Below are 25564 nucleotides of genomic sequence, written 5' to 3'. Positions count from 1 at the left end.
GCCTCGCCGCTGTGGGGCTTCGGCGGCCCGGCCGTATCCGCCCCTGCGCCCCCGGGAACCCGTCCGCCGAGCAGAACACCCAGGCCGTCATGAGGAGCCCGGTCCTGCCAGGGCTCACCGCCGACCCGAACATCATCAGGTTCGGCGACACCTACTTGCCACCTCGACCCGGTGACGTCCTCCAGCGCCACGGCTGTCAAGCAGAACGCCACCTTTGCCATCGTCCCTGGCCGTGGTCGGCCCCTGGGCCTGACCTGTCCGCCCCCGCCGTGGCGTCGCGGAAGCCACCCACCGCCAACCGGAAGCACTTACTCAAGGAATGAGGACCCCATGCACAGACGTATCTTCAGCCGCAGACATCTGTCGATGGTGCTCGCGGCCCTGGTCGCTTCGGCGGCGGCACTCGTCGCCAACCCGGCTCAGGCGGCTTCCAGCGGCGCCTTGCGCGGTGTCGGTTCCGGCCGGTGCCTCGATGTGCCGGGCGCCGGCCAGGCCGACGGCACGAACCTGCAGATCTGGGACTGCCACGGCGGGACCAACCAGCAGTGGACGCTGACGGACAGCAACCAGCTCACCGTGTACGGCAACAAGTGCCTGGACGTTCCGGGCCACGCCACGACCGCCGGTACCCGGGTGCAGATCTGGACCTGTTCCGGCGGTGCGAACCAGCAGTGGCGGGTGAACTCCGACGGCACGGTCGTCGGCGTGGAGTCCGGGCTGTGCCTGGACGTCAGCGGCGGCGGCACGGCCAACGGCACGCCAGTGCAGCTTTGGAACTGCAACGGCGGCAGCGGCCAGAAGTGGACCGGCCTGTCCGCGCCGCCGGGCGGCACGTGTGCTCTGCCGTCGACGTACCGGTGGACCTCGACGGGTCCCCTGGCGCAGCCGGCGAACGGGTGGGCCTCGCTGAAGGACTTCACCACCGTGACGTACAACGGCAAGCACCTGGTCTACGCGACCGCCTCTGACGGATCGTCGTGGAAATCAATGGGGTTCAGTCCCTTCACGAACTGGTCCGACATGGCCACGGCCGGACAGACCGGCATGAGCCAGTCCGCGGTGGCGCCCAAACTGTTCTACTTCGCGCCCAAGAACATCTGGGTGCTGGCCTCGAACGGGTGGGGTACCAACTGGCCCTTCGTCTACCGCACGTCGAGCGACCCCACCAACCCCAACGGCTGGTCCGCGCCGCAGCCGCTGTTCACCGGCAGCCTGCCCACCGGCGGCCCGATCGACCCGACCATGATCGCCGACGACCAGAACATGTACCTGTTCTTCGCCGGTGACAACGGCAGCATCTACAAGTCGACCATGCCGATCGGGAACTTCCCGGCCAGCTTCGGCTCGTCGTACACGACGGTCATGAGCGACACGGTGAAGAACCTGTTCGAGGCGCCGGAGGTCTACAAGGTCCAGGGCCGGAACCAGTACCTCATGATCGTTGAGGCTCGGGGTGCGACCGAGCAGCGCTTCTTCCGCTCGTTCACGGCCTCCAGCCTGAACGGTCCGTGGACCCCGCAGGCCGCCACCGAGAGCAACCCCTTCGCGGGCAAGGCCAACAGCGGTGCCACCTGGACCAACGACATCAGCCACGGTGACCTGGTCCGCAACAACCCCGACCAGACCATGACCATCGACCCCTGCAACCTGCAGTTGCTCTACCAGGGCCTGTCCCCCAACACCCCGCCGAACACCCCCTACGTGCAACTGCCCTACCGGCCGGGCCTGCTGACCCTGCAGCGCTGACCTGCCCGAACCCACGGCTCGAGGAACCCCAGCCGCACGTCGGCTGGGGTTGCCCTCTTGCGCATGTCCACGTCCACAGGAGGTCGGCCGAGCAAAGCGGCGACGTGGGCCCTTCGGCGACGAAGACGGGAACGCGCTCGAGCGGGGCCCCGGAAAACAGATCTGTGACCAGCGCGTTGGCTGGCCGGCGAGCTCGCCGACGACGAGTTCGAGGACCACTTCATCGACGACGTCATCGTGGCGGACATCGGTGAAGGCACCGACGGATGGGAGTTTCCCGGCGCCGCGTACTCCGTCGAGCTCAGGTGACGCCGCAATCGCCCGCACGTACCCCGGGCCCGAACTGCTCGCCTACGCGACCCCGGACTCGCCCCCAGCCAGTCATGGTCGATTGCGGCAGGAGGCCGAGGCGGGCCGGTTCGAAGGTGTGGGGTCGGTGAAGCGGTGAGCTTCAGGCGGCGGCTGACTGTTCGGCCGTGCGCAGGGTCAGGGCCTGGTGGTAGCGGCGCAGCAGGAGCAGGGCGGTGGTGGCGAGGCCGGTGAGGAGGCCGAGCCAGACGCCTTCGGTCTCCAGGCCGGCGAGGTGGCCGAAGAGCCAGGCTGCGGGCAGGCCGATCAGCCAGTAGCCGACGAGCGTGATACGGAAGCCGCTCTTGGTGTCGTCCAGGCCGCGTAGCAGTCCGACGCCGATGTTCTGGGTGCAGTCGAAGAACTGCAGGACGGCCGCGACGAGCAGCAGGTGGGTGGCGATGTCGGTCGCGCTGTGCCCGTCGGCGGAGGACGGGTCGAGGAACGGGCGCAGGACCAGGCTGGGCACGGTGAGGTAGACGACGCCGACCACGGCCATCACGGCCGCCGCGCACGTCAGCGCGGTGTTCTTGATGCGCCGGGCCGCGTCGATCCGGTCCAGGGCGAGTTCGCGGCTGACGTTGAGGGACGCGGCGTGCGACAGGCCGACCGCGATCTGGAAGACGATGTAGATGACCTGGTTGACGGCGGTGTGGGCGGCCAGGGCGGCGCTGCCGAAGGTGCCGATCAGCAGGGCGACGACGGAGAAGAAGCCCGCTTCGGAGCCGTAGGTGGCGGCGATGGGCATGCCCAGGCCGGTCAGCCGGCGCAGGGTGGCCGGGCGGGCCTTCCAGATCCGGATGTCCAGCAGCGGGGTGAGCCGGGGATCGCGGCGGGCGGAGGTGTACAGGGCGAGGCAGGTCAGCAGGTAGACGAGCGAGGTGGAGATGCCGATGCCGGGCAGGCCCAGCTCCGGGAGGACCCAAGTGCCGTGTATCAGTGCCCAGTTGAGGGTCACGTTGACGGCGACGGAGGCGATGGTGATCTGGAGCAGGGCCTGGGGGCGGCGCATGCCGACGGTGAACTGGCGGATCGCCTGGAACCACAGGCAGGGGATCAGTCCGGGGGCGAGGGCGAGCAGCACCGGCCAGGCCGTGTCCACCACCTCCGGGTCCTGGCCGAGGTAGGCCACGGCCCGGCCGGTCAGCAGGATGACGAGGGCGCCGAGGACACCGGCCAGGGTGGCCAGCGCCAGCGCGGCACGGACCACGTCCCGGACCTCCTCCTGCGCCGCCTCGGTGAGTTCCTCGTCCTCGTCGGCGCGGGCGGAGGCGGCGGACACCTGGTTGCCGACCGCGGTGACCAGGCCGACGCCCATGGTGCGCAGCTGGTTGAAGATGACCATCGCCAGGCCGCCGCCGGCCAGCGCCTCGGCGCCCATCAGGCCCATCATCACCGTGTCGGTGGTGGTGAGGGCGACCTGGGCGAGCTGGGTCAGGGCGAGTGGTACCGCCAGGGTGGCCAGGGCGCGGCTGTCCCGGAGCAGGGTGGTGAGCGGTGTCGGCATCGGTGTCAGTTCTCACGGAGTTTGGTCAGGAGCTCGTCGATTTCACGCTCGACGGCCGGGTCGATGAGATGGCGGGCGTTCATCCAGTCGTCGTTGAAGACGGTGTCCATGTACTTCTCGCCTCCGTCGTTGACCAGCGCGACCATAGTCGTGCCCGGGGCGAGGGCGGACATCCGGGTCAGCGCCTCGTACACGACTCCGCCCGCGGAGCCGCCGATGAGGAGACCGGTACGGCGGGCCAGCACGCGCGCGGTGGCGAACGCCTCGATGTCGCCGACCTTGACGCCCTCGTCCAGCAGGTCGTAGTCGACCATGGCGCCTATGGTGGCGCCCTCGGGGGTGCCCGTGCCGGACTGGTAGTAGTCGTGGGCGGGCGGTCCGAAGGCGATCGACCCCTTCGGCTCGACACCGACGATCCGCACCCCGGGCACGGTCTTGCGCAATTCCCCACCGGTTCCGAAGAGGCCGCCGCCGGTTCCCACAGCGCCTATCAGGATGTCGATTCGACCGTCGAGCGCGGCGTCGAGCTCGTGCGCCACGGGCCGGTAACCATCGCCGTTGGCGGGGTTGTTGTGCTGTTCGGTGAAGTAGGCGTTGTCGCTCTCGGCCGCCAGTTTCTCGGCGAACTCCTCGCGGGCGGCTGTGGCCAGTTCCTCGTCCCCCTCGTCGGCGACGTAGACGAGTTCGGCGCCGAGCGCCTTCATGCCGCGCAGTTTGTCGGCGGCGGCATGGTGGTCGACGACCGCGGTGAAGGTGTAGCCGCGCTCGGCCGCGATCACGGCGAGGCCGAGGCCGGTGTTGCCGGAGGTGGACTCGACGATACGGCCGCCTGGGCGTAGCAGGCCGCGTTCCTCGGCGTCGAGGACCATCTGCCGGGCCATGCGGATCTTCGCGGTGCCGGTGGGGTTGAACTGTTCGAGTTTGAGCAGGAGTCGGCTGCCGGTGCCGGTGCGGCACACTTCGAAGAGCGGGGTGTGGCCTATGAGGTCGGAGACACGGCTGACCACGGCGGGACGCGAGAGCGCCTTGTCCATCGGATGGCTCCAGGTTCCGGGGAGAGAGTCAGGCGAGTGGATGGCGGTCGAACCGCCAGCGGGTCATACCGCCGGCGGTGTCGAGGACGACCTTCGGGGGGAGCGGAAGCTCGTGGAAGGGGGACTCGTTGGAGTCCATCTGGTAGCCGGCGGTGTTGGGGTAGACCAGCAGGTCCCCTGCGGCCGGGCGGATGGGGAAGCGCACCTTCCGCCAGGTGAGCATGTCGGACTCCAGGCAGGTGGCGCCACCGACGCAGGCCACGTACGGCTCGGCCGTTTCCCCTGCGGCGGGTGCGGGCAGCAGTACCGGATCCGGCAGGTACTCGCTGTTGAACCACTGCTCGGACAGGCTGAGGCTGCTTCCGTCCACGGTGACGATGCCGTATCCGGGCCGGTCCTTGACACCCTGCACGCGGAACACCGTGCAGCCGGCCCGGTCGAGGAGCGCCCGGCCGGGTTCGAGGAGCAGCATCACGCCCGCCTCGCGCAGTCGCCCGGCCAGACGGTTGGTGGTGAGGACGGCGCGCAAGGCGTCGGGGCCTGCCACCGGCGAGTGGTACGGGTAGAAGTCGGACGCGGTGAAGGATCTGCCCGCGTGGTAGTGGTCGGGCCGCTGCTCCTTCAGGAAGTGATCCCAGTGCTCCGCGGCGGTGTAGTCGACGGCGAAGCCGCCGCCGATGCTGATCCGGTCCGCGCGCAGCCCGAGGACCCGCGCCTTGAGGCAGGTGTCGACCAGGTCGCCCGCCAGCTCGGCGCGCGCATGTGTGTCGTAGCCGGACAGATGGAAGGAGAAGCCCTCCATCGCGATCGTCTCGCCGGCCTCGGCGCACCGGGTGAGGGCGGAGGTCAGCTCCTGGTCGTCCAGCCCGAAGCGGCTGTGCGGCTGGGCCGGTGGCAGCCTCCGCAACAGCACACGTGCCGGGCGTGCCGTGGCCTGCGCCTGCGCGATGACGCGTTCCAGTTCGTCGAGCGCGTCGACGGCGATCAGGCAGCCCTGCAGGACGGCGACCCGCAGGAGGCCCTCGGCTTTGGCGGGCCCGGTGATCACGATGTTCTCGCCGCGCACGCCGTGTGCGAGCGCGTCACGCAGCTCGCCCGCGCTGGCCACGTCCACGCCCGTGCCGGACAAGGCGCAGCGGTCCATCCAGGCGGCGGCCTTGTTGGCCTTCTTCGCGTAGTACACCTGGCCTTCGACACCGGCTTCGGTCAACACGTGTGCGAAGGAAGCCGTGTTGGCGTCGAAGCGGTCTGGCAGCAGCAGGTGGAACGGGCCGCCGAGCGCGTACGACAGCTCGTGCGGCAGTCCGCTGCCGAGGATCGCGTCGAGACGCGGATCCGGATGGGCGGGCAGCGGCGGAGCACACGTGGTGTGGGACGTCACTGCCACAGCCGCGCCCGCGTTCCCAGGCCCTGCTCGATGGCCAGCTGTGCGAAGCGGTGCCCGAGCGCGATGTCGGTGACGACCAGGCCGCTGTTGTAGGCGAAGATCCGCTCGTCGGCGGAGCGCCGGCCCTCGGTCCGGCCCGCGATGACCTCGGGGAACTCGGCGTCCACGGCGGGGAAGTTGCCGTCGGCGTCGGCCATGTCGGTGCCGGTGACCTTCATCTGGGCCTCGCTGGTCGCGACGACCCGGTCCGCCCGCTGCAGCGTCGAGGGTGCTATGCCGTGGCCCACCAGGATCGACAGGGCGCCCGGCTTCAGGTCGTCGGACTCCACGGCCGCCGGGGTGTGCCGGCCCGCGGTGGCGACCACGATGTCGGCGTCGGCCGCGGCGGCCCGTACGTCGTACACGACCTCCACCTCCCGCTCGGGGAAGTAGTGGTGGAGCCGTTCGCGGACCGCGGTCAGTCCGTCGGGGTGGGTGCCGTACACCATGAGCCGATCCAGGTCCGGCAGTGTGGTGAGCAGGAACGGCAGGGCCAGCCGGCCCTGGGTCCCGGTGCCGATGACGAGCGCGCTGCGGCTGCTGGGCGGCGCGCACTCGCGGGCCAGCAGCGCCGAGACGGCCGGGGTGCGCAGCGAGCCGATGCGGCCGCAGTCCATCATCGCGACCGGCAGTCCGGTGATGTCGTCGTAGATCGTCAGGGTCGTGTAGTAGTGCTGCTCGTCGCGCGAGCGGTCCAGGCCGTGCTTGTAGGACGTCTTGATCGCGACGACCTCGCGGACACCGTCGCGGCCGAGCATGGCGTACGAGACGGAGTGGCCGTCCTCGGGCTTGACGGTGAGCTTGCGCGGGTTGGCGGACTTGCCGTCGGCGAGGGTGCGGTACGCCTGCTCGACCACGTCGACCACGTCGGCCAGCGAGATGTCGATGCCCGCGAGGTCGCTGGTGCTCAGGATGCGCAGGGCCTTGTCGTCCGCGGATATGTCGACCGGGGTTGCGTCCGTGCGTGCGGAGGTGCCGGTCACGGCTGTTCCCTTCATGCCGGGGGATTCGGACCAGAAAGTGCGGTGCAGAGGATGTTGACGGGAATCAGACGACGGCCACGATCGCGGCCTGCCCGTAGCCGTGCTCGTCCGCCTCGGCGAGGGGGCGGCTGCGGCGGCCGGGGACGCGCACCGAGGCACGCTTGAGCCAGCGGTCGGTGCCGTCGTAGCGGGCCTTGAACGCGACCCGGCCATGCACGACCTGGTCGTTGTCGACGACCAGGACGTCGCCGGGCTCCAGGACGACGGCCACCGAGACGCGTTCCAGTTCGGCAGTCAGCCGGTCGTAGGCGGCACGGTAGTCGGCGGGTGCCTCGTCGAGCGGGGTGTAGGCGGGGTCGTAGCGCAGGGTCGGGCCGGCCTCGGTGTGCCACAGGACAGGAACCCTCGGCGGCTCGCCCGCGAAGCCCTGTGCCTCCGCGTAGGCGTCGTCGGGGAGGATCGGCAGCACCGGGCGCGACAGCAGCGCGACATCGTCGGGAGCGAGGCGGACCTTGCGGATGCTGGCGGCGGTGGTGGCGACGGCGTCGTGGTTGCGCATGCAGGCGAGCAGCAGCAGGTGGGCGCGGCCGGGGTGAAAGGCGTCCTCGGTGTGCGGGCTGAGCAGCACCGTGCTGCTCGCGCCGGTCTGCTCGTCCTCGTGGCCGGGCGCGGGCACGATGTTGTGCACGAAGCGGCCTTCCTGCTGCCCGTCCCAGGCGATCGGGTGGCCCATGGCCGTAGCGAGTAGCAGCAGGATCACGTCCCAGGCGGCGGCGCGGTCACCGGCCGTGGCCCAACTGCCGGGCGTGGGACCGATTCCGCCGTCGTCGACGGGCAGGCCGCGCAGGACGTACAGGCCGTCGTCGGTGTCGACCGGGCGACACGCCTGACGAATCGTTTCCCTGAGGCGGGTGGCGGACCTCGCGACCCGGCGGAGCACTTCGGGCCGTGCGGCCGAACTGCCTGACTCGGCAAGGATCTTGTGGGCGGTCTCGGTCAGCTCCTCGACGTCGTGCGGGGCGAGCTGTCGTACGGGTGCGGCTCCTGTGGGCATGGCGCAGACATCCCTTTCGGGCGTGGGTGCGGGGTGCGGGTGCGGTGGAGCTCGGAACGCGGACCTGTGAGTTTGCTGTGGGTCGGCTCGGCGGTCGCTGCGGAACGTATCAGCCGTAGTTAGGTAAGGCAAGCCTTACTAACCTGCCGTGCTTCTGTGGTGAACTGCCCGCCCTCCGTGAGCCGTTGCGTGCATCCGTGCGCCGATCTGACGCGCCGGCAGAGAGCGGGGAAGCCCTCGGCGAGCCTTGCACACAGGATCTTCTTAGGATAGGCAAACCTAAGCAATGTGCCCCGCACGAGTGGAACGAGGTCGTACGACGTGAACCTGAACAGACGCCAGGTGCTGTGGGCCGGTGGCGGAATAGGCGCGGCCGCGCTCCTCGCCGCCTGCGGGGGTGGTGACGAGAACTCGGCCAAGTCGTCGGCGAAGGCGAGCGAGAAGCCTCGCCGTGGCGGCACTCTGCGGGTGGGCGCGCTGGGCCGAGCGTCGGCCATCACCCGTGATCCGCACGGCACCCAGGCCAACGAGAGCGACTACCTGATCATCTCGCTGATCTACGACACCCTCACCGTCCCCGGGACCAAGCCGAACACCGTTCCCCGCCTCGCCGCCAACTGGCGGGCGTCGGACGACTTGAAGACCTGGCGCTTCACTCTCGCCAAGGGCGCGAAGTTCCACGACGGCACTCCGGTCACCGCCGAGGACGTCGTCTGGTCGCTGAAGCGGCTGCGCAACACCCCCTCCGGCGCGTCCCGCCTGCCGGGCATCAAGCCGGAGAACATCAAGGCCGAGGGCGACGACACCGTGGTCCTGGTGTCCGACTACGCCAACGCGGAACTGCCCCTGCTGACCCGCCTGACGACGTTCGTCCTGAAGAAGGACACCGCGGACAAGGACCTCGGCAAGGCACCTGGCACCGGCCCGTTCAAGCTGGACTGGTTCCGCTCGGGCAACGCCCGCCTGGTCCGCAACGACGACTGGTACGGCGGCGACGTCCACCTCGACGCCATCGAGGTCAAGATCTTCGAAAGCCCGCAGGCGATGGCCAACGCCCTGCTCGGCGGACAGATCGACGTCGCCTCCAACGTCGGAGCGGTCGCGGCCCGTACGGCCGAGAAGCGCGACGACATCCAGATCGTGCGCCGCCCCAACGACATGGCGATGCCGATCGTCATGCGCACGGCCGACGGACCGTTCGCGGACGCGAAAGTGCGTGAGGCGCTGCGCCTGGCCGCGGACCGCGAGGCGATGGTCAAGCAGGTGCTGTCCGGCTACGGCACGGTCGCCAACGACATCCTCGGTACCGGCGACCCCGCCTTCGCCAAGGACATCCCGCAGCGCCGGCGCGACCTCGCCAAGGCCAGGCAGCTGCTGAAGGAAGCCGGCTTCGACACGTCGAAGACCTACACGCTGCTCACCACCGAGGACATCGCGGGCCTCGCCGAGTCCGCCACGCTGTTCGCCTCCCAGGTCCGCGAGGCCGGGGTCAAGGTGGAGGTGGTCAAGCAGGAGTCGGCCACGTTCTGGGAGAAGACCTGGCTCAAGGGCGACCTGTACACCACGTACTGGGGCACCAACGACTCCGTGGTGTTCTTCGCCAGCAAGACCATGGTGTCCGACTCCGGCCAGAACGAGGCCGGTTGGAAGAACAAGGAATTCGACGCCGCGTACAAGAAGGCGATGGCGACCAAGGGCGCGGGGGAGCGCGCCAAGGTGCTGCACGAGCTCCAGCGGATCGAGTACGACGAGTCCGGCTACGTGCTGTGGGGCATGGCCGACGGCATCGACCTCGCCGTCTCGGCCGTGCGCAACCTGCCCACCCTGCCCGGCTACGGGCGCGTCCAGCTCGAGCAGGCATGGCTGACTCGCTGATCCGGGACGAACCGGCCGCGGCCTCCGGGCCGCTGCCGGGTCCAGCTGTCATGCGTACGGCCCTGTACGCGGCCGGTGTGCTCGCGCGCCGGATCCTGCTGCTGGCCGTGCTCCTCGCCGCAGTCTTCACCGCCGTCGAACTGCTTCCTGGCGACGCCGCCCACGCCACCTCCGAACGCGGAGAGAGCGCGGCCGACCTCGCCGCGCGGCGCCATCTGCTCGGCCTGGACCGGCCGGTGGCGGAACGGTTCCGGGACTGGATGACCGGCCTGCCCACCGGCGACCTCGGAACCTCCGCACGTGGGGAACCGGTCGCGGACCTGCTCGCCCACCCGTTCCCCAACACCCTGCTGCTCGGCGGGCTCGCGCTGCTGGTGACCCTCCTCGCCTCGGTCGCGCTCGGCTGCTGGGCGGCTGCCCGGCCCGGCGGGACGGTCGACCGGGTGGTGTCCGCGAGCGCCACCGGCATCCTCGCGCTGCCCGAGTTCGTCGTCGCGGTCGCCCTCGTCCTCGTCCTCGCGCTGCGGACCGACTGGCTGCCCGCCGTCACTCTCACCGACGCCGACGGCTCGCCCGCCTCGTGGCGGATGCTCGTCCTGCCCGTCCTCGCCCTGGCCATCCCGCAGATCGGCTGGAACGTACGGATCGTGCGGGCCGCGCTCGCCGACGAGGCGAAGGCCCCGCACATCGACACCGCCGTACTCGACGGACTGTCCCGCCGTCGGATCCTCACCTACCATCTGCTGCCCGGCGCCCTGCCCACCATCGCGGCCGGCATCGCCACCTCCACCGGCATGCTGCTGGGCGGCGCGGTCGTGGTGGAGACCATCTTCAACTACCCCGGCATCGGCTCCGTCCTCGCCGGAGCCGTCGCCGACCGGGACAGCCCCGTCATCACCGGGGTCGTCGCCGTCACCGGATCCGTCATCACAGGTGTGCTGCTCCTCGCCGACCTCGTACGCGCCTGGGCCTCGGGAGGCCGCACATGACCGCGACCACCACCCCCGCGAAGACGACCCCGCCCGTGCACCGAGCCCGCCGCCGGGTCGTCCTTCAGGTGCTCCCGGCCCTGCTGCTCACCGCCCTCGCCCTGGCCGGACCCTGGCTCGCCCCGCACACCATCGACGCCCCCCTTGTCGCCCCGTACGCGGAACCCGGCGGTGACGCCCCGCTCGGCGGCGACCAACTGGGCCGCGACGTGCTCAGCCGCGTACTCGCCGGAGGTCGAGAACTCGTCGTCACCTCACTCCTCGTCGCCATCCTGGTCACCGCGGTGGCCGCCGTGCTCGGCGCGGTCAGCGCGCTGCGCCCGGCCGTCGGACGGATCGTCGAACGCACCGCCGACGTGCTGATGCTGCTGCCCGCCGTGCTCGGCATCCTGCTGGTCACCCTGTCCTGGCCGGACGGCGGACGCCTCGCCGTCGTCACCGCGTCCATCGTCCTCGGCGTCCCCTACGCGGTGCGGCTGGTCGCCGGGGCCGCCGCACCCGTGGCGGCCTCCGGGTACGTGGAGGCGGCGGCCGTCGGCGGCGAGCGACTCGGGTACCTGGTGGTCCGGGAGGTGCTGCCCAACCTGCGGGCCACCCTGCTGGCACTGTTCGGGCTGCGGTTCGTGGCCGCCGTCTACCTCGTCGCCACCGCCGGCTTCCTCCAGGTCGGCCCTCAACCACCCGCTGCCGACTGGGCATTGATGATCCGCGAGAACTCCGCCGGCATCGTCCTCAACCCCTGGGCCGTCCTCGCCCCCAGCATCGCCATCGGCCTGCTCGCCATGAGCGTCAACCTGGCGGCCGCCGCCCTCGTCCCCGCAACCGGCCGGAAGGCGGTGCCCACGCTGTGAACCACATGCCCCACTGGTACTCCGACAGCCACACGGCCGACGGAGAGAACGCGGTGCGTGTCTCCGACCTGACCGTCACCGCTCCGAACGGCCGCCTCCTGCTCGACCGGGCCGACCTCGAACTGGCCTCCGGCCGCATCACCGCCGTCGTCGGCCCCTCCGGCTGCGGCAAGACCACACTGCTGCGAGCCGTGACAGGCACCCTGCCCCCGGGCACCGAGCGCACCACGGGCAGCGTCACCGTCCTCGGCCAAGACCCCCTCGCCCTCCCGGCAGCGGCCCTGCGCACGCTGCGCCACCACCGCCTCGCCTACGTCGGCCAGGACCCCGGCTCCGCTCTCAACCCCCGCATGAAGGTGCGCCGTCTGCTCGCCGAGGTCGCCGTGGACAAGAGCCCCGAGGCGATCCGGGCCCAGCTCGCCGAGGTACGGCTGCTCACCGACAACGGCCTGCCCGACCGCCGTATCGGCGCTCTGTCGGGCGGTCAGCAACGCCGGGTCGCGCTCGCCCGCGCCCTGGCCCGCCGCCCCGCCGTCCTCCTCCTCGACGAACCCACGGCCGGACTCGACCCGGCTCTGCGCGACGAGATCGCCGACCTCCTGCGCCACCTCGCGGAAAGCCACCGCATAGCCATCGGCCTGTCCTGCCACGACCCCGACCTGGTCACCCGGCTCGCTGACGACGTCGTAGACCTGACCGGCCCACGCCTGAGGGAAAACGCGCGCCCCGCACCGCAGCCGCGCGAGCAGGCACCGCACGACGGCTCGCCCACGCTCACCGCGTCCGGCCTGCACGCCGCCCACCTCCACCGCGGCCGTCGCGTCCCCGTGCTGCACGGCATCGACCTCACCCTCGCCGCAGGAAGCAGCCTCGGCGTCGTCGGCGCCTCCGGTTCCGGCAAGACGACGCTGCTGCGCACCCTCGTCGGCCTGCACCGCGCCTCCGCCGGCACCGTCAGCCTCGACGGCACCCGCCTCGCCCCCACGGCACACCGCCGCTCGCGCGACCAGCGCCGCCGCCTCCAACTCGTGCCGCAGAACCCCCTGGGCACTCTCAACCCCAGCCGCACCGTCGGGGCCACTCTGCGCCGCCCGCTGCTGCTGCACCGCCGGGCCAAACGAGCCGAGGTTCCCCACCGCGTTGTGGCACTCCTGGACCAGGTCGGCCTGCCCGCCGCATTCGCCGACCGCTACCCCCACGAACTCTCCGGCGGACAGCGCCAACGCGTCGCCATAGCCCGCGCCCTGGCGGCCGACCCGGATGTGCTGTTCTGCGACGAGGTCACCTCAGCCCTCGACGCGGACACCACCGTCGCCGTCATGGACCTTCTGACGGATCTGCGTGACCGGCGCGGTCTGTCCCTCGTCCTGGTCAGCCACGACCTGCGCCTGGTCGCCGACCGCACGGACACCCTGATCGTGATGTCCGAGGGGCAGGTGGTCGAGTCGGGACCCACCGCACGGCTGTTCACCTCACCGTCCCACCCCGTCACCGCGGCACTGGCCACGGGAACCCTGCTCGGCGGCTGACCATGTGGTTGTGGCCGCTCTGCAGTGAGCCTCACCCTGGTGCAGGGGCCCAGGACGAGGCTGGGCTTCGGGCCAGTGCCCATCACCCTCGGCTGGACCTGGGCCGACCCGATCGCCGCCCTCGTGATCGCCGCCATCGCCGCCATCGCCGTCGAGGAAGACCGCGACGCCTGGCAGGGCCGGGCTGCGACTGCTGCTGAGTACTTATCGGATGTGCCGATCTTCGGGTATGGGACGGTGCGTGGCCGTACCGAGCCTGTGGGTGTGGCCCGTTAGGGCCCTGCCAATACATGACCAGCACGCTCACCGCTCCTGTGAGGTACCCGTTGCCGCGGACCGCAGGGCAGGCTGTCCTGGGCGTGGACACGCACCGGGGTGTTCGGCACCGCGGGCTTTCCTGCCACCGCGTCCGGCTACGGCCTGCCTATTGGGTGGGCGCGTGAGCTCGGGGTGAGCTCTTTCAGCGTTGCCACTCCAGGGTGAGGACGGCGGCGGCGATAGCGGTCATCCGGTTGGGACTGCAGCAACGCCGCGAACGCTCCCGCGTCCGATCAGAACGCCAACACCGCTGGGCCGCCCCCACCGCCTACTTTGGCACGCGGAAGCGGAGCATCGTGACGGCGCCCGACTGGGTATTGCTGAAAGGTTCCAGGTTGATCCTGTCGAGGCTTGGGGGCGAGAAGCGGACACCGTCGCCGAGTAGCACCGGTAGGACATACACCAGGATCTCGTCGACGAGCCCGCGCTGCAGGCACTGGGCGGCCACGTCAGCACCGAGGATCTCCAGGTTCTTGCCGCCCGCGGCGCTGCGTGCCGTGGCAACGGCTTCCTCAATGTCACAGGTGAGGAACGTGACGGTAGGGTCCGGCTCGTCGGGAGGCTCGTGGGTGAGGACGAACTGTGCTCCCCCGTCGTAGGTGGTGTCCTGGTCGGCCATACGCTTGGCGACCTCGTATGTGCCCCGTCCGATGAGCATGGCGCCCGTGGCCGCCATGACCTCCGGGAACGTGTCCGCAGTCAGGTACTCGAAGATCCAGTCCATCGCGTGGCCAGGACCGGCGATGAACCCGTCCAGCGACATCGCCCTGTTCACGACCACTTTGCCGGTGCCGATGCTCACATCGCTCATGCGTCTTCTCCAAGGATTTTGGAGGCCCGAGGCCGAATCATAGTTCGGCCGGTGGGGAGGCGACGGTGGGAGTTGCATGCGTATCTGCAGTGGCCCAACGCGAACAACCGGCATCCGGATGTGCTGGTCGCGCAGCGTCGGGAACGTGCCCGGGTACGGAGTGAACGACACGCGGGGTCGTCCCCGGTCCCGGGCTGCGTGACCAATCCGGTGATCGTTTGTGGTCACCCGCACTAGCGGCTTCCGTCATGCCGTTATAGCGTTGTGATCAGCAGTCGTGGTTCCGAAGTTCCGTTCGCCCGTGATCGCCATCACGGGCGTTCTTGCTGTTCAGCGCCTCTCCGGACCAGGGCGATCACCTCCCGGTCGCGCAGGGTGCGTGCCCGGTTTCCCTCGAAGGAGACAGCCATGGCCAAGGGCACTGTGAAGTGGTTCAACAGCGAGAAGGGCTTCGGCTTCATCGAGCAGGAGGGCGGCGGCCCCGACGTCTTCGCCCACTACTCCAACATCGCCAGCCAGGGTTACCGCGAGCTGCAGGAGGGCCAGAAGGTCGAGTTCGACGTCACGCAGGGCCAGAAGGGCCCGCAGGCGGAGAACATCCGCCCCGCCTGATCGCGCGCCTCGGTAAGGGCCCGGCTTCGGGACGCCGGGCCCTTACCGTCTGCCGCACTGGTCAGCGGGCCAGAGCCGATCGGTGTCTCGCGTGTCCCAACAAGCCGATGGCAGGAACAGCGCGCGAAACTGCCGGTACGACGGCGCCAGGCAGGTGACAGGGCAGTGCCGGACGGAGGCGGACTGCGGCGGTTCGACCGCCGACAGCGATGACGCGGTGGCGGAGTCGGGCCGAGGACTACCTTCCGGTTCGGGTCGGGCGAGTCGACCCCGCGCCCGCGGTGATGGTCTCCCCGCTGGGGAGGGTCCTGGGCACCGAGTCCTTCCTGGCCACGGCGACCGGCTACCGCCGGCTGCGCGTCTGGGCCCGCAAACTGGGGACGATGCGCCGGGCCGGTGTGGAGGGCACCGGCACCTTCGGAGCGGGCCTGTACCGCGACCTGCTGGCCCAGCACGTCCAGGGGTACGAAGTAAACCGGCCCGACCGCACAGCCCGCCGTCTGGCAGGGAAGTCGGACCCGCTCGATGCGCAGGCTGCCGGGCGGGCCGTACTCAGCGGTCGCGCCAGGGCCCGGGCGAAACCTGCCCGCCGCCGCGGTGGGTGGTCCGCTGGGGGCGGGCAGGCAGGGCGAGGTCGGCCTGGACCTTGTCGGTGTGGGCTTCGCGCGCGGTGGCGGACCGGTGCCGTAACGGGACCGTCACGAGTAGTACGGAACGGTGCCGCAGCTGGACTTGGCCGCCTTGTCGGGGTGGTTCGAATATGGAAGTCCGAGGGCCGTTGTTCTTGGTGGCCTGGACTGAATGCCAGGCCACGGATTCATCTCGGACGATGAAGGGGGCGGCAGGACACACGTCTTGGTCCTCATCCATGTCCCGCAGGCCAACTGTGCCAGGCCGCCGTCCCAGCCCTCGGTGTGCTTACAGCGCGATCCATTCGCTGGAGGTGGTGACCTCGTCCAGTACGTCCGGCAGCGGCTCGGTGCCGAGGCCGGGGCCGGTGGGAACGTCGAGGTGGCCGTCGTTGAGGACGAACGGCTCGGTGATGTCGGTGGCGAAGTAGCGGCGGGAGCCGGAGGTGTCGCCGGGGAGGGTGAAGCCGGGCAGCGCGGCGAGGGCGACGTTGGCGGCGCGGCCGATGCCGGTCTCGAGCATGCCGCCGCACCAGACGGGGATGCCGTGGGCGCGGGCGAGGTCGTGGATGCGGCGGGCTTCGAGGTAACCGCCGACCCGGGCCGGCTTGACGTTGATGACGGAGCAGGCGCCGAGGGAGATGGCCGCGGCGGCGTCGGCGGCGGATTCGATGGACTCGTCCAGGCAGACGGGGGTGCGCAGCAGCTTGGCCAGCTGGGCGTGCTGGACCATGTCGTCGTTGGCGAGGGGCTGTTCGATCAGCAGCAGGCCGAAGTCGTCGAGCTTGGCGAGCTGTTGGGAGTCCACGAGGGTGTAGGCGGCGTTGGCGTCGACCTGTAGGAGCAGGTCGTCACCGAAGCGCTCGCGTACGGCACGCACCGGCTCGACGTCCCAACCGGGCTCGATCTTCAGCTTGATCCGGACGTAGCCCTCGGCGATGTAGCCCTCGACGGCGTCGAGGAGTGCGGGGATCGAGTCCATGATGCCGACGGACACGCCGCAGGGAACGCGGTCGCGCGCGGCACCGAGGTAGGAGCCGAAGGACTCGCCGGCGCTGCGGAGCTGGGCGTCGAGCACAGCTGTCTCCAGCGCGGACTTCGCCATGTGGTGGCCGGTGAAGGGTGCCAGGATCCGTCCCACCGCGTTCGCGTCCACGCCGTCCTTCGGCAGGGCGGGGATGAGGAACTTGCGCAGGACGTCCTGGGCGCCGTCGACGTACTCGGAGCAGTAGCGGGGCTCGGACATGGCCGCACATTCGGCCCAGCCTTCGCCGTCGGCGGTGACGACGCGGACCAGCAGGACATCACGGCTGGTCTCCACGCCGAAGGACGTACGGAAGGGGGCGACGAGCGGCATCGCGATGCGGCGCAGCTCGACTCCGGAGATCTTCGACTTCATGAGGGGGCTCCTTCGCAGAATGTCAGGAAAGGGATGTGGTGCGCTGGACCACGTAACGGCGGCGGTCGTGGAAGCCGGTGACGCGGGCGCCTTCGCTGAGAAGGCCGCCCAGGGTCTGTCGCAGGGCCAGCCGCCAGGCGCGTGCGGCGCCGGGGTCGGTACGGCGCAGGGCCTCGATGTCGTCGGGGAGGTCGATGAGCACGGTCTGGGCATCGGTCGTCCCCGGCACGGGCCGGCCTCCGTGGTCGCGCAGGCCGTGGGCGGCGTCGGCGGGGAGTTCGGACAGCTCGGGCGGCGCAGGCGCGGTGAGGTCCCAGGCGGTCAGGACGCGGTCGGAGTCGTCCCCGCCGTTGATGGCGTCTTCCATCTCCCCGTAGAAGGAGACCAGGTACTCCTCGGGACGGGCGCCGAGTTTGACCAGGTTGAAGTAGGCGTTGCGGCGGATGAGGGGGTCGTAGGTCCAGGTGATGCGCTTCAGCCCGCGGGCGAGCGCCCACTGCCGTTGGTGGAGCTTGAGGGCGAGGCCCACGCCTCGCCCCATGGTCGCGCCGGTGATGTGCGAGTGGAGGCTGGCGCCTATGGGTTCGCCGAAGAAGGCGACGGACGCTCCGACCAGCTGGTTGTCCTCGTACGCTCCGGCGACGTAGTTGCCGGCGTGGGCCAGCGCCCGCATGATCTCCGCGGAGATGGGCCCGTTGCCGGGTTCGGTGCCCCAGATGCCGGCGTACAGGAGGGCGACGGTGTCGAAGTCATCCATGGTGTGCAGTTCGCGAATGACGGGTGCGTTCATCGCAGTGCTCCGACGAGGTGGGCCAGGAGCCGGGCGCGGGCCGGCATGGTGGCGGTGACGACGTGTTCGTGGTCGGCGTGCGCGCCGTCGCCTACCGCGCCGAGGCCGTCGAGCGTGGGGCAGCCGGCTCCGGCGGTGTAATTGCCGTCGGAGGCACCGCCGACGGCCGCCTGCCGCAGCGGGCCGAGGCCCAGCCGTTCGGCCTGTTCGGCGGCCAGGGCGAACAGCTTCCCGGACGCTCCCGGGTCCAGGGGCGGCCGGTTGTGGCCGCCGTCGATCTGCAGGCGGGCACCCGGCACCTGCGGCTGCAGGGTCCTGATGAGCTGGTCGACAGCTTCCTGCGCCGCGGCGTTGGGCACGCGGACGTCCACGCTCAACTCGGCGCGTGCGGGCACGGTGTTGCTCGACGTGCCGGCCGACATCAGCGTGGGGGTGACGGTCGTTCCAAGGCCGGTGGAGGCCGAGACGGTGTCCGCGATGGCCCGCACGGCGAGGAGCTGATGGGCCAGTTCGGTGGCGGCGTTGACGCCCTTCTCGGGTTCCAGCCCGGAGTGGGCGGCGCGGCCTTGGACGGTGATGTCGTAGAGGGACACGCCCTTGCGGCTGGTCTTCAGGGCTCCGCCGGGCGCCGAGGGCTCCAGGACGAACGTGGCTGAGCACTGGCGTGCGATGTCCTCGATGAGCGCGCGGGAGGTGGCCGAGCCGGTCTCCTCGTCACCGGTGACGAGGACGCACAGGCCGTCCAGCGAGGGCAGCGAGGCGAGAGCGTGGAACATCTGGACCAGCCCGGCCTTCATGTCGAAGACGCCGGGGCCCCGGGCGACGCCGTCCTCCACCGACCAGGGACGGGCGGCCAGGGAGCCGATCGGCCATACGGTGTCGTGATGGCCCAGCAGCAGGATGCGCGGCGTGCCGAAGGTCCACTGGACGTGGGTGACGCCGCCGATGTCCAGCAGGCGGGGCGGGGCGCAGAGCAGGCGGCTGCCCTGCGCGGCGACCACCTGGGCGCTGCGGGCGACGGCCGCGTGGTCGGCGGAGAATGACTCGCAGTTCACGAGTTCTTCGAGGTCTGCGAGCATGGCGTCGAGGGCCGCCTGGTCCGCTGGTGCGGAGAGGGGTGCGTGGTCGTGCGGCACGAGTGTGTCCTCCAGGGTGGGATCAACGCCACGCTAGGCATGCAGGCCACGGCCGAGTTGGTGGCCCGGTGACAACCTGAGCGGCCGATTCGTGCCGGGAACCCAACGCCGGCGTTCGGCGGTGCCCGGCGGGTCGTTCGACCTGCCGGGCACCGCTGGGACGGATGTGCCGTCAGCCCATGTGCTTGTTCATCAGGCGTCGCGTGTTCCCGCCGAGGATCTTCAGGATGTCCTCCTCGGGCAGGCCCCGACGGACCAGTGCCTCGGTGACCAGCGGCATGCCGGCCGGCCCCTCCAGGCCGGGGAAGTCGAACAGGGGGTCCTCGTCGTCGAGGTTCTCGCAGCAGGGCGGGGTGACGTCGTGCATGACCTCGCGGACGAAGTCCGAGCCGAGGCCGACATGGTCGATACCCGCCAGGGAGACGATGTGCTCGATGTGGTCGACGACCCGCTCGACGCTCACCTTCGCCTGGTCGTCGGTGAGGAAATCGGGTACGAAGTTCACGCAGACCACGCCGCCGGTGTCGGCCACCCCGCGGATCTGGTCGTCGGTGAGGTTGCGGTGATGGTCGCGCAGGGCTCGGGCGCAGGAGTGGGTGGCGATCAGCGGACGGGTGGCGAGTTCCAGGACGTGGTCGACACCGCTCGCTCCCAGATGGGAGATGTCGAAGAGGATGCCCAGGCGTTCCATCTCCCGCAGCGCCTCGACACCGGGTGCGGTGAGCCGGCTGCCGGTGGCGTCCTCCCGGCTGCCGTCGGCGAGCGGGGTGCGGCCCCAGTGGGCGATGGACGCGATCCGCACCCCGAGCCGGAACAGGGTGGAGAACAGTTCGACGGATGCGTCGATGCCGGGCGCGCTCTCCAGTGCGAGGACCAGGGCGAGCCTGCTCTCTGCGAGAGCCGCGTCGATGTCGCCGCCGTCGAGGCACAGGGCGACCTGGTCGGCATTGGCCTCGGCGAGCACGTGCGCGCATTCGATCATGCGGAGGGTCTGCCGCAGCGCGCCTTCGGGACGGTACTGGTCGTCGATGAACACCGGAAGGACCTGGATGTCGATGCCGCCCTCGCGTAGTTGCGGCAGCCAGTGTTCCCGGAAGAAGCCGCCCCAGCGCTTCGGGGGGCGGGCGGCGACGGCCATGAGGAGGTCGTTGTGGGCGTCGGCGACGACGGCACGGCGATGCAGGTCCGAGGACACGACAGGGGCCTTTCGGGTGATGAGGGGGCAGGTGTGGCCCGGCGGCCGTCCGCGTGACGGGCCGCCGGGCCGGGTGGGCAGGGTCAGGCGTGGGTCAGCCGCGGAACGGCGTCCAGCAGGGCACGTGTGTACTCGTGCCGTGGCGTGCTGATCACGTATGCGACAGGGCCGAACTCCACGAGCCGTCCGTGGCGCATGACGGCGACGGTGTCGCAGACATAGCGCACTACGGCGAGGTTGTGCGAGATGAACAGCATGGTCAGGCCGAGCTCGGTGCGCAGGTCGCGGATGAGGTTGAGCACGGCGCCCTGCACGGACACATCGAGCGCGGAGGTGATCTCGTCGGCGATGAGCACCTCGGGACGGGCGGCGAGCGCGCGGGCGATGGCGACGCGTTGGCGCTGGCCGCCGGAGAGCTCGCGGGGGTACTTGGACGCGTACGTGACCGGCAGCGAGACCAGGTCCAGGAGCCGTTCGACCTCGGCCGCTCGCCGGCCGCGCGGCAGCCGGGTGCCCTCGGCGATGGCGTCGCCGATGCTCATGCGCGGGTTGAGCGAGGAGTACGGGTCCTGGAACACCATCTGCGCGCGGCCCCGTTCGACGCCCGAGACCGTGCCCTGGTAGGGCGTCAGGCCGGCCACCGCCCGGGCGAGGGTCGACTTGCCCGAGCCGGATTCCCCGACGAGCCCGCAGACCGACCCCTGGGGCACCTGAAGGCTGACCCCTTGCACGGCGCTGAAGGAGCCGAAGCGGACGGTGAGATCGTTGATGTTCATCATCATGCCTCCCAGCACGCCACCGCGTGCCCGTTGACGGTGGTGGCGAGTTCGGGGCGGGTGGTCCGGCAGCGGGCGGTGGCCAGCGGGCAGCGGTCGGCGAACGCGCAGCCCGCGCCGACATCGGCCGGTGAGGGCTGCCGGCCGGGGATGGTGGTGAGCGGCCGCGAGCGGTCGGTGTCCATGTCGGGCAGCGAGCCGATCAGTGCCCGGGTGTAGGGGTGGCGGGCGGTGTGCAGGGCGTCGGCGTCGAGTTCCTCGACGATCCGGCCGGCGTACATCACGGCGATGCGGTCGCACAGTTCGCTGACGACGGCGATGTCGTGCGAGATGAACAGAGCGCCGGCCCGGGTGTCGTCGACGACCTCGCGCAGCACCTTGATCACTTCACGCTGGACGGTGACGTCGAGGGCGGTGGTCGGCTCGTCGGCGATGATCAGCCGGGGTGTGCCCATGAGGCCCATGGCGATGACGGCGCGCTGGCGCATGCCGCCGGACAGCTCGTGCGGGAACTGGCGAACGACCTGAGCCGGCTCCTTGATACGGACGCGCTCCAGCCGCTCCACCGCACGGGCCCGCGCCTCGGTGCCGGTGGCGCCGTCGTGCAGGGTGGCCACCTCGGCGAGCTGGGCTCCCACCCGCAGGGCGGGGTTGAGGGAGGAGGTGGGGTCCTGGAACACCATCGCGAGCGACGAGCCGAGCAGCTTGCGGCGCTCGGCGTCGCTCAGGCCGTCCAGGTCCACCCCGCACAGCCGGGTCCGGGCGCTGCCGGCCAGGCCGGGATAGGGCACGATCTGCCCGATCGCGGCGGCCGTCATGCTCTTGCCGCTGCCCGACTCGCCGACCAGCCCGACGATCTCGCCCGGGTGCACGGTCAGCGAGACCTGGCGGACGGGGGTGATGCCGCCGGGGAAGGACACGGTCAGGTCGCGGACCTCCAGCACCGCGTCCCGCACCGGGATGCCCTGGGCCGTGAGCACCCCGGGCTCGACGGGTTCGCCGACCGGGTCGCCGGTGGTCGCGGCGGCCTTGACGAAGGTGTCGCCCAGCAGCATGAACCCCAGCCCGGCGAGGGCGACCGCGGTGGCGGGCGCGACGACGACGGACGGGGTGACGTAGACGTGCCCGAAGGCCTCGTTCAGCAGCCGTCCCCAGTCGTAGGACGGTGCCTGCACGCCCATGCCGAGGAAGGACATCGCGGACAGGCCGAGCAGGGCGGCGCCCATGGACTGCGCGGTGTTGAGGATGAGGGGTTCGGCGATGTTGGGCAGCAGGTGCCGGGTGAGGATCCGGTGACGCGGGACCTGCAGCATGCGGGCGGCGGCGATGTAGTCGGCGCCCGCGACGGAGGCGGTCAGGGTGTGGGTGAGGCGGGCGAAGGCCGGCGCGAGCGCTACTCCGATGCCCAGGACGGCGCCTTGCGCGCCGAGCCCCGAGACGACGGCGGTGAACATCGCCAGCAGCAGGGCGGGGAAGGCGACGAGGATGTCGACGGCGGCCACGACGGCCTGCCCGGCTCTGCGTGGCAGCAGGGCGGGCAGGGCCCCGAGCAGGACTCCGCACACGGTGCCGATCAGAGTCGCGAGGAAGGCGAGACCCAGGGTGAGCCGGGTGGCGACCAGGGTGCGGGCGAGCAGGTCCCGGCCGAGTGCGTCCGTGCCGAGCAGGTGCGCACCGGACGCCCCTTGGTTGATCTGCTGCGGGTCGATGCGGCCGGCGGCGTCCTCCCAGATCGGCGGGCCGATCAGCGCGAGCAGGACCATGACGGCGACCAGGACGGCGCCGAGCAGGCCGGCCGGGTTTCTCAGCAGGCGGCGCATCAGCCCTCCTTGCGGGTGGAGGCGGACAGGGAGGACTTGGGGTCGAGGAGTCCGAGGAGGACGTCGACGAGGAAGTTGATGACGAGGACGAGCGCGCCGTAGACCAGGATCATGGCCTGGGCGACGGGATAGTCCTTCTGCGTGATGGCCTCGACCGTCCGCTGTCCCAGTCCCGGCCAGGCGAAGACGTTCTCCACCAGCACACTGCCGGTGATCAGGCCGCCGAGCAGCAGACCGCCCATGGTCAGGGTTGCGGTGAGGGTGTTGGGCAGCAGGTGCACCGCGTACAGCCGCCGGGCGGGCAGCCGCTTGGCGTGGGCCAGGCGCATGTAGTCGGTGTCCAGTTCGCGCAGGGTCTCCACCCGAGCCAGCCGGGCGATCATCGCGGCCGGGGCGATCGACAGGGCCGTGACGGGCAGGACGTAGGAGGCCGGTCCGGTCAGACCGGCCGGCGGGAGCACGCCCAGGCCCAGCGCGAACACGAGGAGCAGCGCGAGACCGTAGAGGTATTCGGGGATGGCGACGGCGGCCCCGGTGAGCAGGGTGAAAGCCGTCTCCGTCCTGTGTCGGCGCCCTTGGTGGGTGCGGACGGCGGACCACATGCCCAGCGGGATCGCCACGGCGAGCGCGAGGAGCGTGGCGAGCACCGCGAGCGTCAGGGTGTTGGGCAGGCCCTGGGTGATGATGTCGCTCACCGGTTGGGAGGAGAAGAACGACGTGCCCAGATCGCCGCTGAACACGTGCTGGACGTAGTGCCCGAACCGGGTCGGCAGCGAGTCGTTCAGGCCGAGTTCCGCGCGGCGGGCGTCGACCAGTTCCTTCGGGGCGGTCGGGCCGAGCATCTGGCGCAGGGGGTCGCCGGGGATCAGGTGGATCATCGCGAACGACGCCACCATCAGCACGGTGAGCGAGACGGCCAGCCGCAGCAGATGCCGGGCGAGGAACGAGGGGGTCAGCCGTCGGGCCCGCCGTGGCCGCGGGGGAGCCTGTGTGGCCGGTTCGTGCAAGGTGGTCATGACTCGGCTCCCGTCATGCGGATCGACGTCGGGTCGAACAGCCCCGCCGTGATGCGGAAGGTGGCGTCGTACGCGGCGGTGGTGAGGGTCTTGTCGACGACCGGGACGAGGTCGCCGCTGTCGAACAGCGCGCTCTCCGACCGCGCCCACTTCGCACAGCCCCGCGTCCCCGGCAGGTTGCTTGCGTGAGCGGTGAGCTGCTCGTACTTCTCATTGGTGAGGTGGGCGAAGTTGCCGCCGTCGGGGGTGAAGGGGCCGGAGAGCGCACCGAGCAACTGGGTGGGCAGGGTGACGCCGAGCGGCGCCCAGTCCACGTCCCAGTCCTGGGTGACCGCTTCGACCTCGCCGTAGGCGGCGTCCGACAGGGCACGCAGCCGGACCTCGACGCCGACCTTCTTCCAGGCGTCGGCCAGGTACTCGGCCGCGGCGGCCATCGTCTCGCCGGCGGACGTGCCGTAGATCATCCGGATCGTGAGCTTCTTGCCGTCCTTGGTGCGGACGCCGTGGCCCGATCGGTGCCAGCCGGCCGTGTCGAGGGCGGCCTCGGCCGCGTGCGGGTCGAAGGCGGGCAGGTGCCCGGTGACGGTGTCACCGGGGCAGGGCCGTGGCCGCATGACGAGGCCGGTGGGCCGTTGTCCGGTTCCGGCGGTGGCGATCGCCCCGAGATCGTGCAGATCGATTGCCTGTAGCAGAGCCCTGCGGACAGCCGGGTCGTGGCCCGGGTGCCCCGCGCCCTGGTGGAAGAAGAACTCCTGTGTGCCGTTGGGCTGGTCGGTGGTGGTGACGCCGGGGACGTCGGTCACCCGGGCGCGGTCCGGGCCGGCGAACTGTGCGGCGTTCAGCTGGTGGGAGAGCAGCAGGTTGGCCGCGGTCGACTCGCTGCCGACGACCTTCAGGACGACCGAACCCGGCATGGCCGGGTGGGATGCCGTGGCCCCGCCGGGGCCCCAGGTGTAGTCCGTGCGCCGGGTGAAGGTGTAGCTCTGGTTCGGCTGGGCCGAGGTCAGCTGGAAGGGACCCGATCCGGATGTTCCGCTCTTGAGCAGGGAGCGGTCCTTCAGTCCGGCGCCGCACACCATGAACAGATAGCGGGTGCTCTGCAGGATGAACGCGAACGGCTTGGGCGTCGACAGGGTCACGGTGCCGGTGGCGTCGTTCGCCCGCGCGGTCAGTCCCTCGGGGACGACGACGCCGTACGCCGGGGACTTGGTGGCCGGATCGGTGATGTGGGCGACGTTGGCGGCGATCGTGTCAGGGGTGACCGGGCTGCCGTCCGCGCACCTGACGCCCCGGCGCAGGGTGAAGGTGACCGAGGAGGGCTTGACCACCCACGTGTCGGCCAGGCCCGAGACGATACGGCCCTCGGGGTCGACGTTCACCAGGGTGTCGTAGGCCAGCGACAGCGCGGTGTAGGTGGTGGTGTTCTGCACCAGCGCCGGATCGAGCAGTCCGGGATCGCTCTTGATCGCGAAGCTGAAGGCGTCACCACCGGCCGACCCGGCCTGGCCGCTGCCGCATCCGGCGGCCAGCAGCGACGCCGCGAGACAGGCGGCAACCGCTCGGGCTTTCTTCATAGGGAGCTCCTTGGGGCGGAAAGGTTGCCCCACATTCGCGAGTGCCGGCCGGAAATGATTCAGACGGGACGACAAAGCCCAAGGTGCGCTTTCGGAGCGCTGCCCCAAGTGCGGGCTCGCGGGGTGTGCGGCGCGGTTCCCAAAGA

The 25564-nt window shown here is 70.7% G+C and carries 21 protein-coding genes and 1 pseudogene; 7 read left to right on the top strand and 15 right to left on the bottom strand.

Going from position 1 to position 25564, the window contains the following annotated elements:
* Positions 1-330: 330 nt before the first annotated feature.
* The gene (locus tag ACZ4U1_RS00670; protein ID WP_467897807.1) at positions 331-1746 is read left to right on the top strand and encodes a non-reducing end alpha-L-arabinofuranosidase family hydrolase; all 1416 of its coding nucleotides are present in this window, start codon (positions 331-333) and stop codon (positions 1744-1746) included.
* A 451-nt stretch (positions 1747-2197) separates the two neighbouring features.
* On the opposite strand, the gene ACZ4U1_RS00665 is transcribed toward ACZ4U1_RS00670, so the two are convergent.
* From ACZ4U1_RS00665 to ACZ4U1_RS00645, 5 genes are all read right to left on the bottom strand, one after another.
* Positions 2198-3601 carry an MATE family efflux transporter gene (locus ACZ4U1_RS00665; protein WP_467897806.1) on the bottom strand — a complete coding sequence of 468 codons (1404 nt, stop codon included), beginning with the start codon at positions 3599-3601 and terminating at the stop codon, positions 2198-2200.
* A gap of 5 nt (positions 3602-3606) precedes the next feature.
* Positions 3607-4635 (bottom strand): cysteine synthase family protein, encoded by a 1029-nt coding sequence (locus tag ACZ4U1_RS00660; protein ID WP_467897803.1) that lies wholly within the window; start codon positions 4633-4635, stop codon positions 3607-3609.
* 28 nt (positions 4636-4663) lie between these two features.
* The gene (locus ACZ4U1_RS00655) at positions 4664-6022 is read right to left on the bottom strand and encodes an alanine racemase (protein WP_467897801.1); all 1359 of its coding nucleotides are present in this window, start codon (positions 6020-6022) and stop codon (positions 4664-4666) included.
* Entirely contained in the window at positions 6013-7044 is a 1032-nt protein-coding gene (locus ACZ4U1_RS00650; RefSeq protein ID WP_467897798.1) for an ornithine cyclodeaminase family protein, read from the bottom strand. The genes ACZ4U1_RS00655 and ACZ4U1_RS00650 overlap by 10 nt, the downstream gene beginning before the upstream one ends.
* Positions 7045-7108: 64 nt before the next feature.
* On the bottom strand, positions 7109-8098 hold the full coding sequence (locus tag ACZ4U1_RS00645) for a TauD/TfdA family dioxygenase (protein ID WP_467897795.1): 990 nt from the start codon (positions 8096-8098) through the stop codon (positions 7109-7111).
* A 321-nt stretch (positions 8099-8419) separates the two neighbouring features.
* Between ACZ4U1_RS00645 and ACZ4U1_RS00640 the strand changes: the two genes are divergently transcribed.
* From ACZ4U1_RS00640 to ACZ4U1_RS00620, 5 genes and pseudogenes are all read left to right on the top strand, one after another.
* Entirely contained in the window at positions 8420-9973 is a 1554-nt protein-coding gene (locus ACZ4U1_RS00640) for an ABC transporter substrate-binding protein (RefSeq protein ID WP_467897792.1), read from the top strand.
* Positions 9958-10962, top strand: coding sequence for an ABC transporter permease (locus ACZ4U1_RS00635; RefSeq protein WP_467897790.1), 1005 nt, complete (start codon positions 9958-9960; stop codon positions 10960-10962). The genes ACZ4U1_RS00640 and ACZ4U1_RS00635 overlap by 16 nt, the downstream gene beginning before the upstream one ends.
* Positions 10959-11813, top strand: a complete 855-nt coding sequence (locus ACZ4U1_RS00630) for an ABC transporter permease (RefSeq protein WP_467897788.1) — start codon at positions 10959-10961, stop codon at positions 11811-11813. The genes ACZ4U1_RS00635 and ACZ4U1_RS00630 overlap by 4 nt, the downstream gene beginning before the upstream one ends.
* Positions 11810-13342, top strand: coding sequence for an ABC transporter ATP-binding protein (locus ACZ4U1_RS00625; RefSeq protein WP_467897785.1), 1533 nt, complete (start codon positions 11810-11812; stop codon positions 13340-13342). Before ACZ4U1_RS00630 ends, ACZ4U1_RS00625 begins: the two co-directional genes overlap by 4 nt.
* 84 nt (positions 13343-13426) lie before the next feature.
* A pseudogene (locus ACZ4U1_RS00620) lies at positions 13427-13618 on the top strand (hypothetical protein); the annotation flags it as partial.
* A 310-nt stretch (positions 13619-13928) separates the two neighbouring features.
* On the opposite strand, the gene ACZ4U1_RS00615 reads toward ACZ4U1_RS00620, so the two are convergent.
* On the bottom strand, positions 13929-14471 hold the full coding sequence (locus tag ACZ4U1_RS00615) for a dihydrofolate reductase family protein (RefSeq protein ID WP_467897782.1): 543 nt from the start codon (positions 14469-14471) through the stop codon (positions 13929-13931).
* A gap of 408 nt (positions 14472-14879) precedes the next feature.
* Here ACZ4U1_RS00615 and ACZ4U1_RS00610 point away from each other — a divergent pair, with 408 nt between their 5' ends.
* The gene (locus tag ACZ4U1_RS00610; RefSeq protein ID WP_014670069.1) at positions 14880-15083 is read left to right on the top strand and encodes a cold-shock protein; all 204 of its coding nucleotides are present in this window, start codon (positions 14880-14882) and stop codon (positions 15081-15083) included.
* A 552-nt stretch (positions 15084-15635) separates the two neighbouring features.
* On the opposite strand, the gene ACZ4U1_RS00605 is transcribed toward ACZ4U1_RS00610, so the two are convergent.
* From ACZ4U1_RS00605 to ACZ4U1_RS00565, 9 genes are all read right to left on the bottom strand, one after another.
* Positions 15636-15785 (bottom strand): hypothetical protein, encoded by a 150-nt coding sequence (locus tag ACZ4U1_RS00605; protein ID WP_467897780.1) that lies wholly within the window; start codon positions 15783-15785, stop codon positions 15636-15638.
* 216 nt (positions 15786-16001) lie between these two features.
* Positions 16002-17111, bottom strand: a complete 1110-nt coding sequence (gene menC / locus ACZ4U1_RS00600) for an o-succinylbenzoate synthase (RefSeq protein WP_467897777.1) — start codon at positions 17109-17111, stop codon at positions 16002-16004.
* Between the two features lie 22 nt (positions 17112-17133).
* A complete protein-coding gene (locus ACZ4U1_RS00595; protein ID WP_467897775.1) occupies positions 17134-17901 on the bottom strand; it encodes a GNAT family N-acetyltransferase in 768 nt (255 codons plus the stop codon).
* Entirely contained in the window at positions 17898-18980 is a 1083-nt protein-coding gene (locus tag ACZ4U1_RS00590; RefSeq protein ID WP_467900004.1) for a M20 family metallopeptidase, read from the bottom strand. Before ACZ4U1_RS00590 ends, ACZ4U1_RS00595 begins: the two co-directional genes overlap by 4 nt.
* Before the next feature lie 229 nt (positions 18981-19209).
* Positions 19210-20232 (bottom strand): dipeptidase, encoded by a 1023-nt coding sequence (locus tag ACZ4U1_RS00585; RefSeq protein ID WP_467897773.1) that lies wholly within the window; start codon positions 20230-20232, stop codon positions 19210-19212.
* A gap of 83 nt (positions 20233-20315) precedes the next feature.
* A complete protein-coding gene (locus tag ACZ4U1_RS00580; RefSeq protein WP_467897770.1) occupies positions 20316-21008 on the bottom strand; it encodes an ABC transporter ATP-binding protein in 693 nt (230 codons plus the stop codon).
* 2 nt (positions 21009-21010) lie between these two features.
* Complete coding sequence (locus ACZ4U1_RS00575; protein ID WP_467897768.1) at positions 21011-22828, bottom strand: dipeptide/oligopeptide/nickel ABC transporter permease/ATP-binding protein; 1818 nt, start codon at positions 22826-22828, stop codon at positions 21011-21013.
* Positions 22828-23844: an ABC transporter permease gene (locus ACZ4U1_RS00570; protein WP_467897766.1), complete on the bottom strand. Its 1017-nt coding sequence runs from the start codon at positions 23842-23844 to the stop codon at positions 22828-22830. Before ACZ4U1_RS00570 ends, ACZ4U1_RS00575 begins: the two co-directional genes overlap by 1 nt.
* A complete protein-coding gene (locus ACZ4U1_RS00565) occupies positions 23841-25418 on the bottom strand; it encodes an ABC transporter substrate-binding protein (protein ID WP_467897763.1) in 1578 nt (525 codons plus the stop codon). Before ACZ4U1_RS00565 ends, ACZ4U1_RS00570 begins: the two co-directional genes overlap by 4 nt.
* Positions 25419-25564: the final 146 nt, after the last annotated feature.

The organism is Streptomyces sp. NPDC028928 (assembly GCF_055564915.1).
The sequence above is the reverse complement of the archived record's forward strand: the minus strand, read 5'-3'. Positions and strand labels throughout refer to the sequence as shown.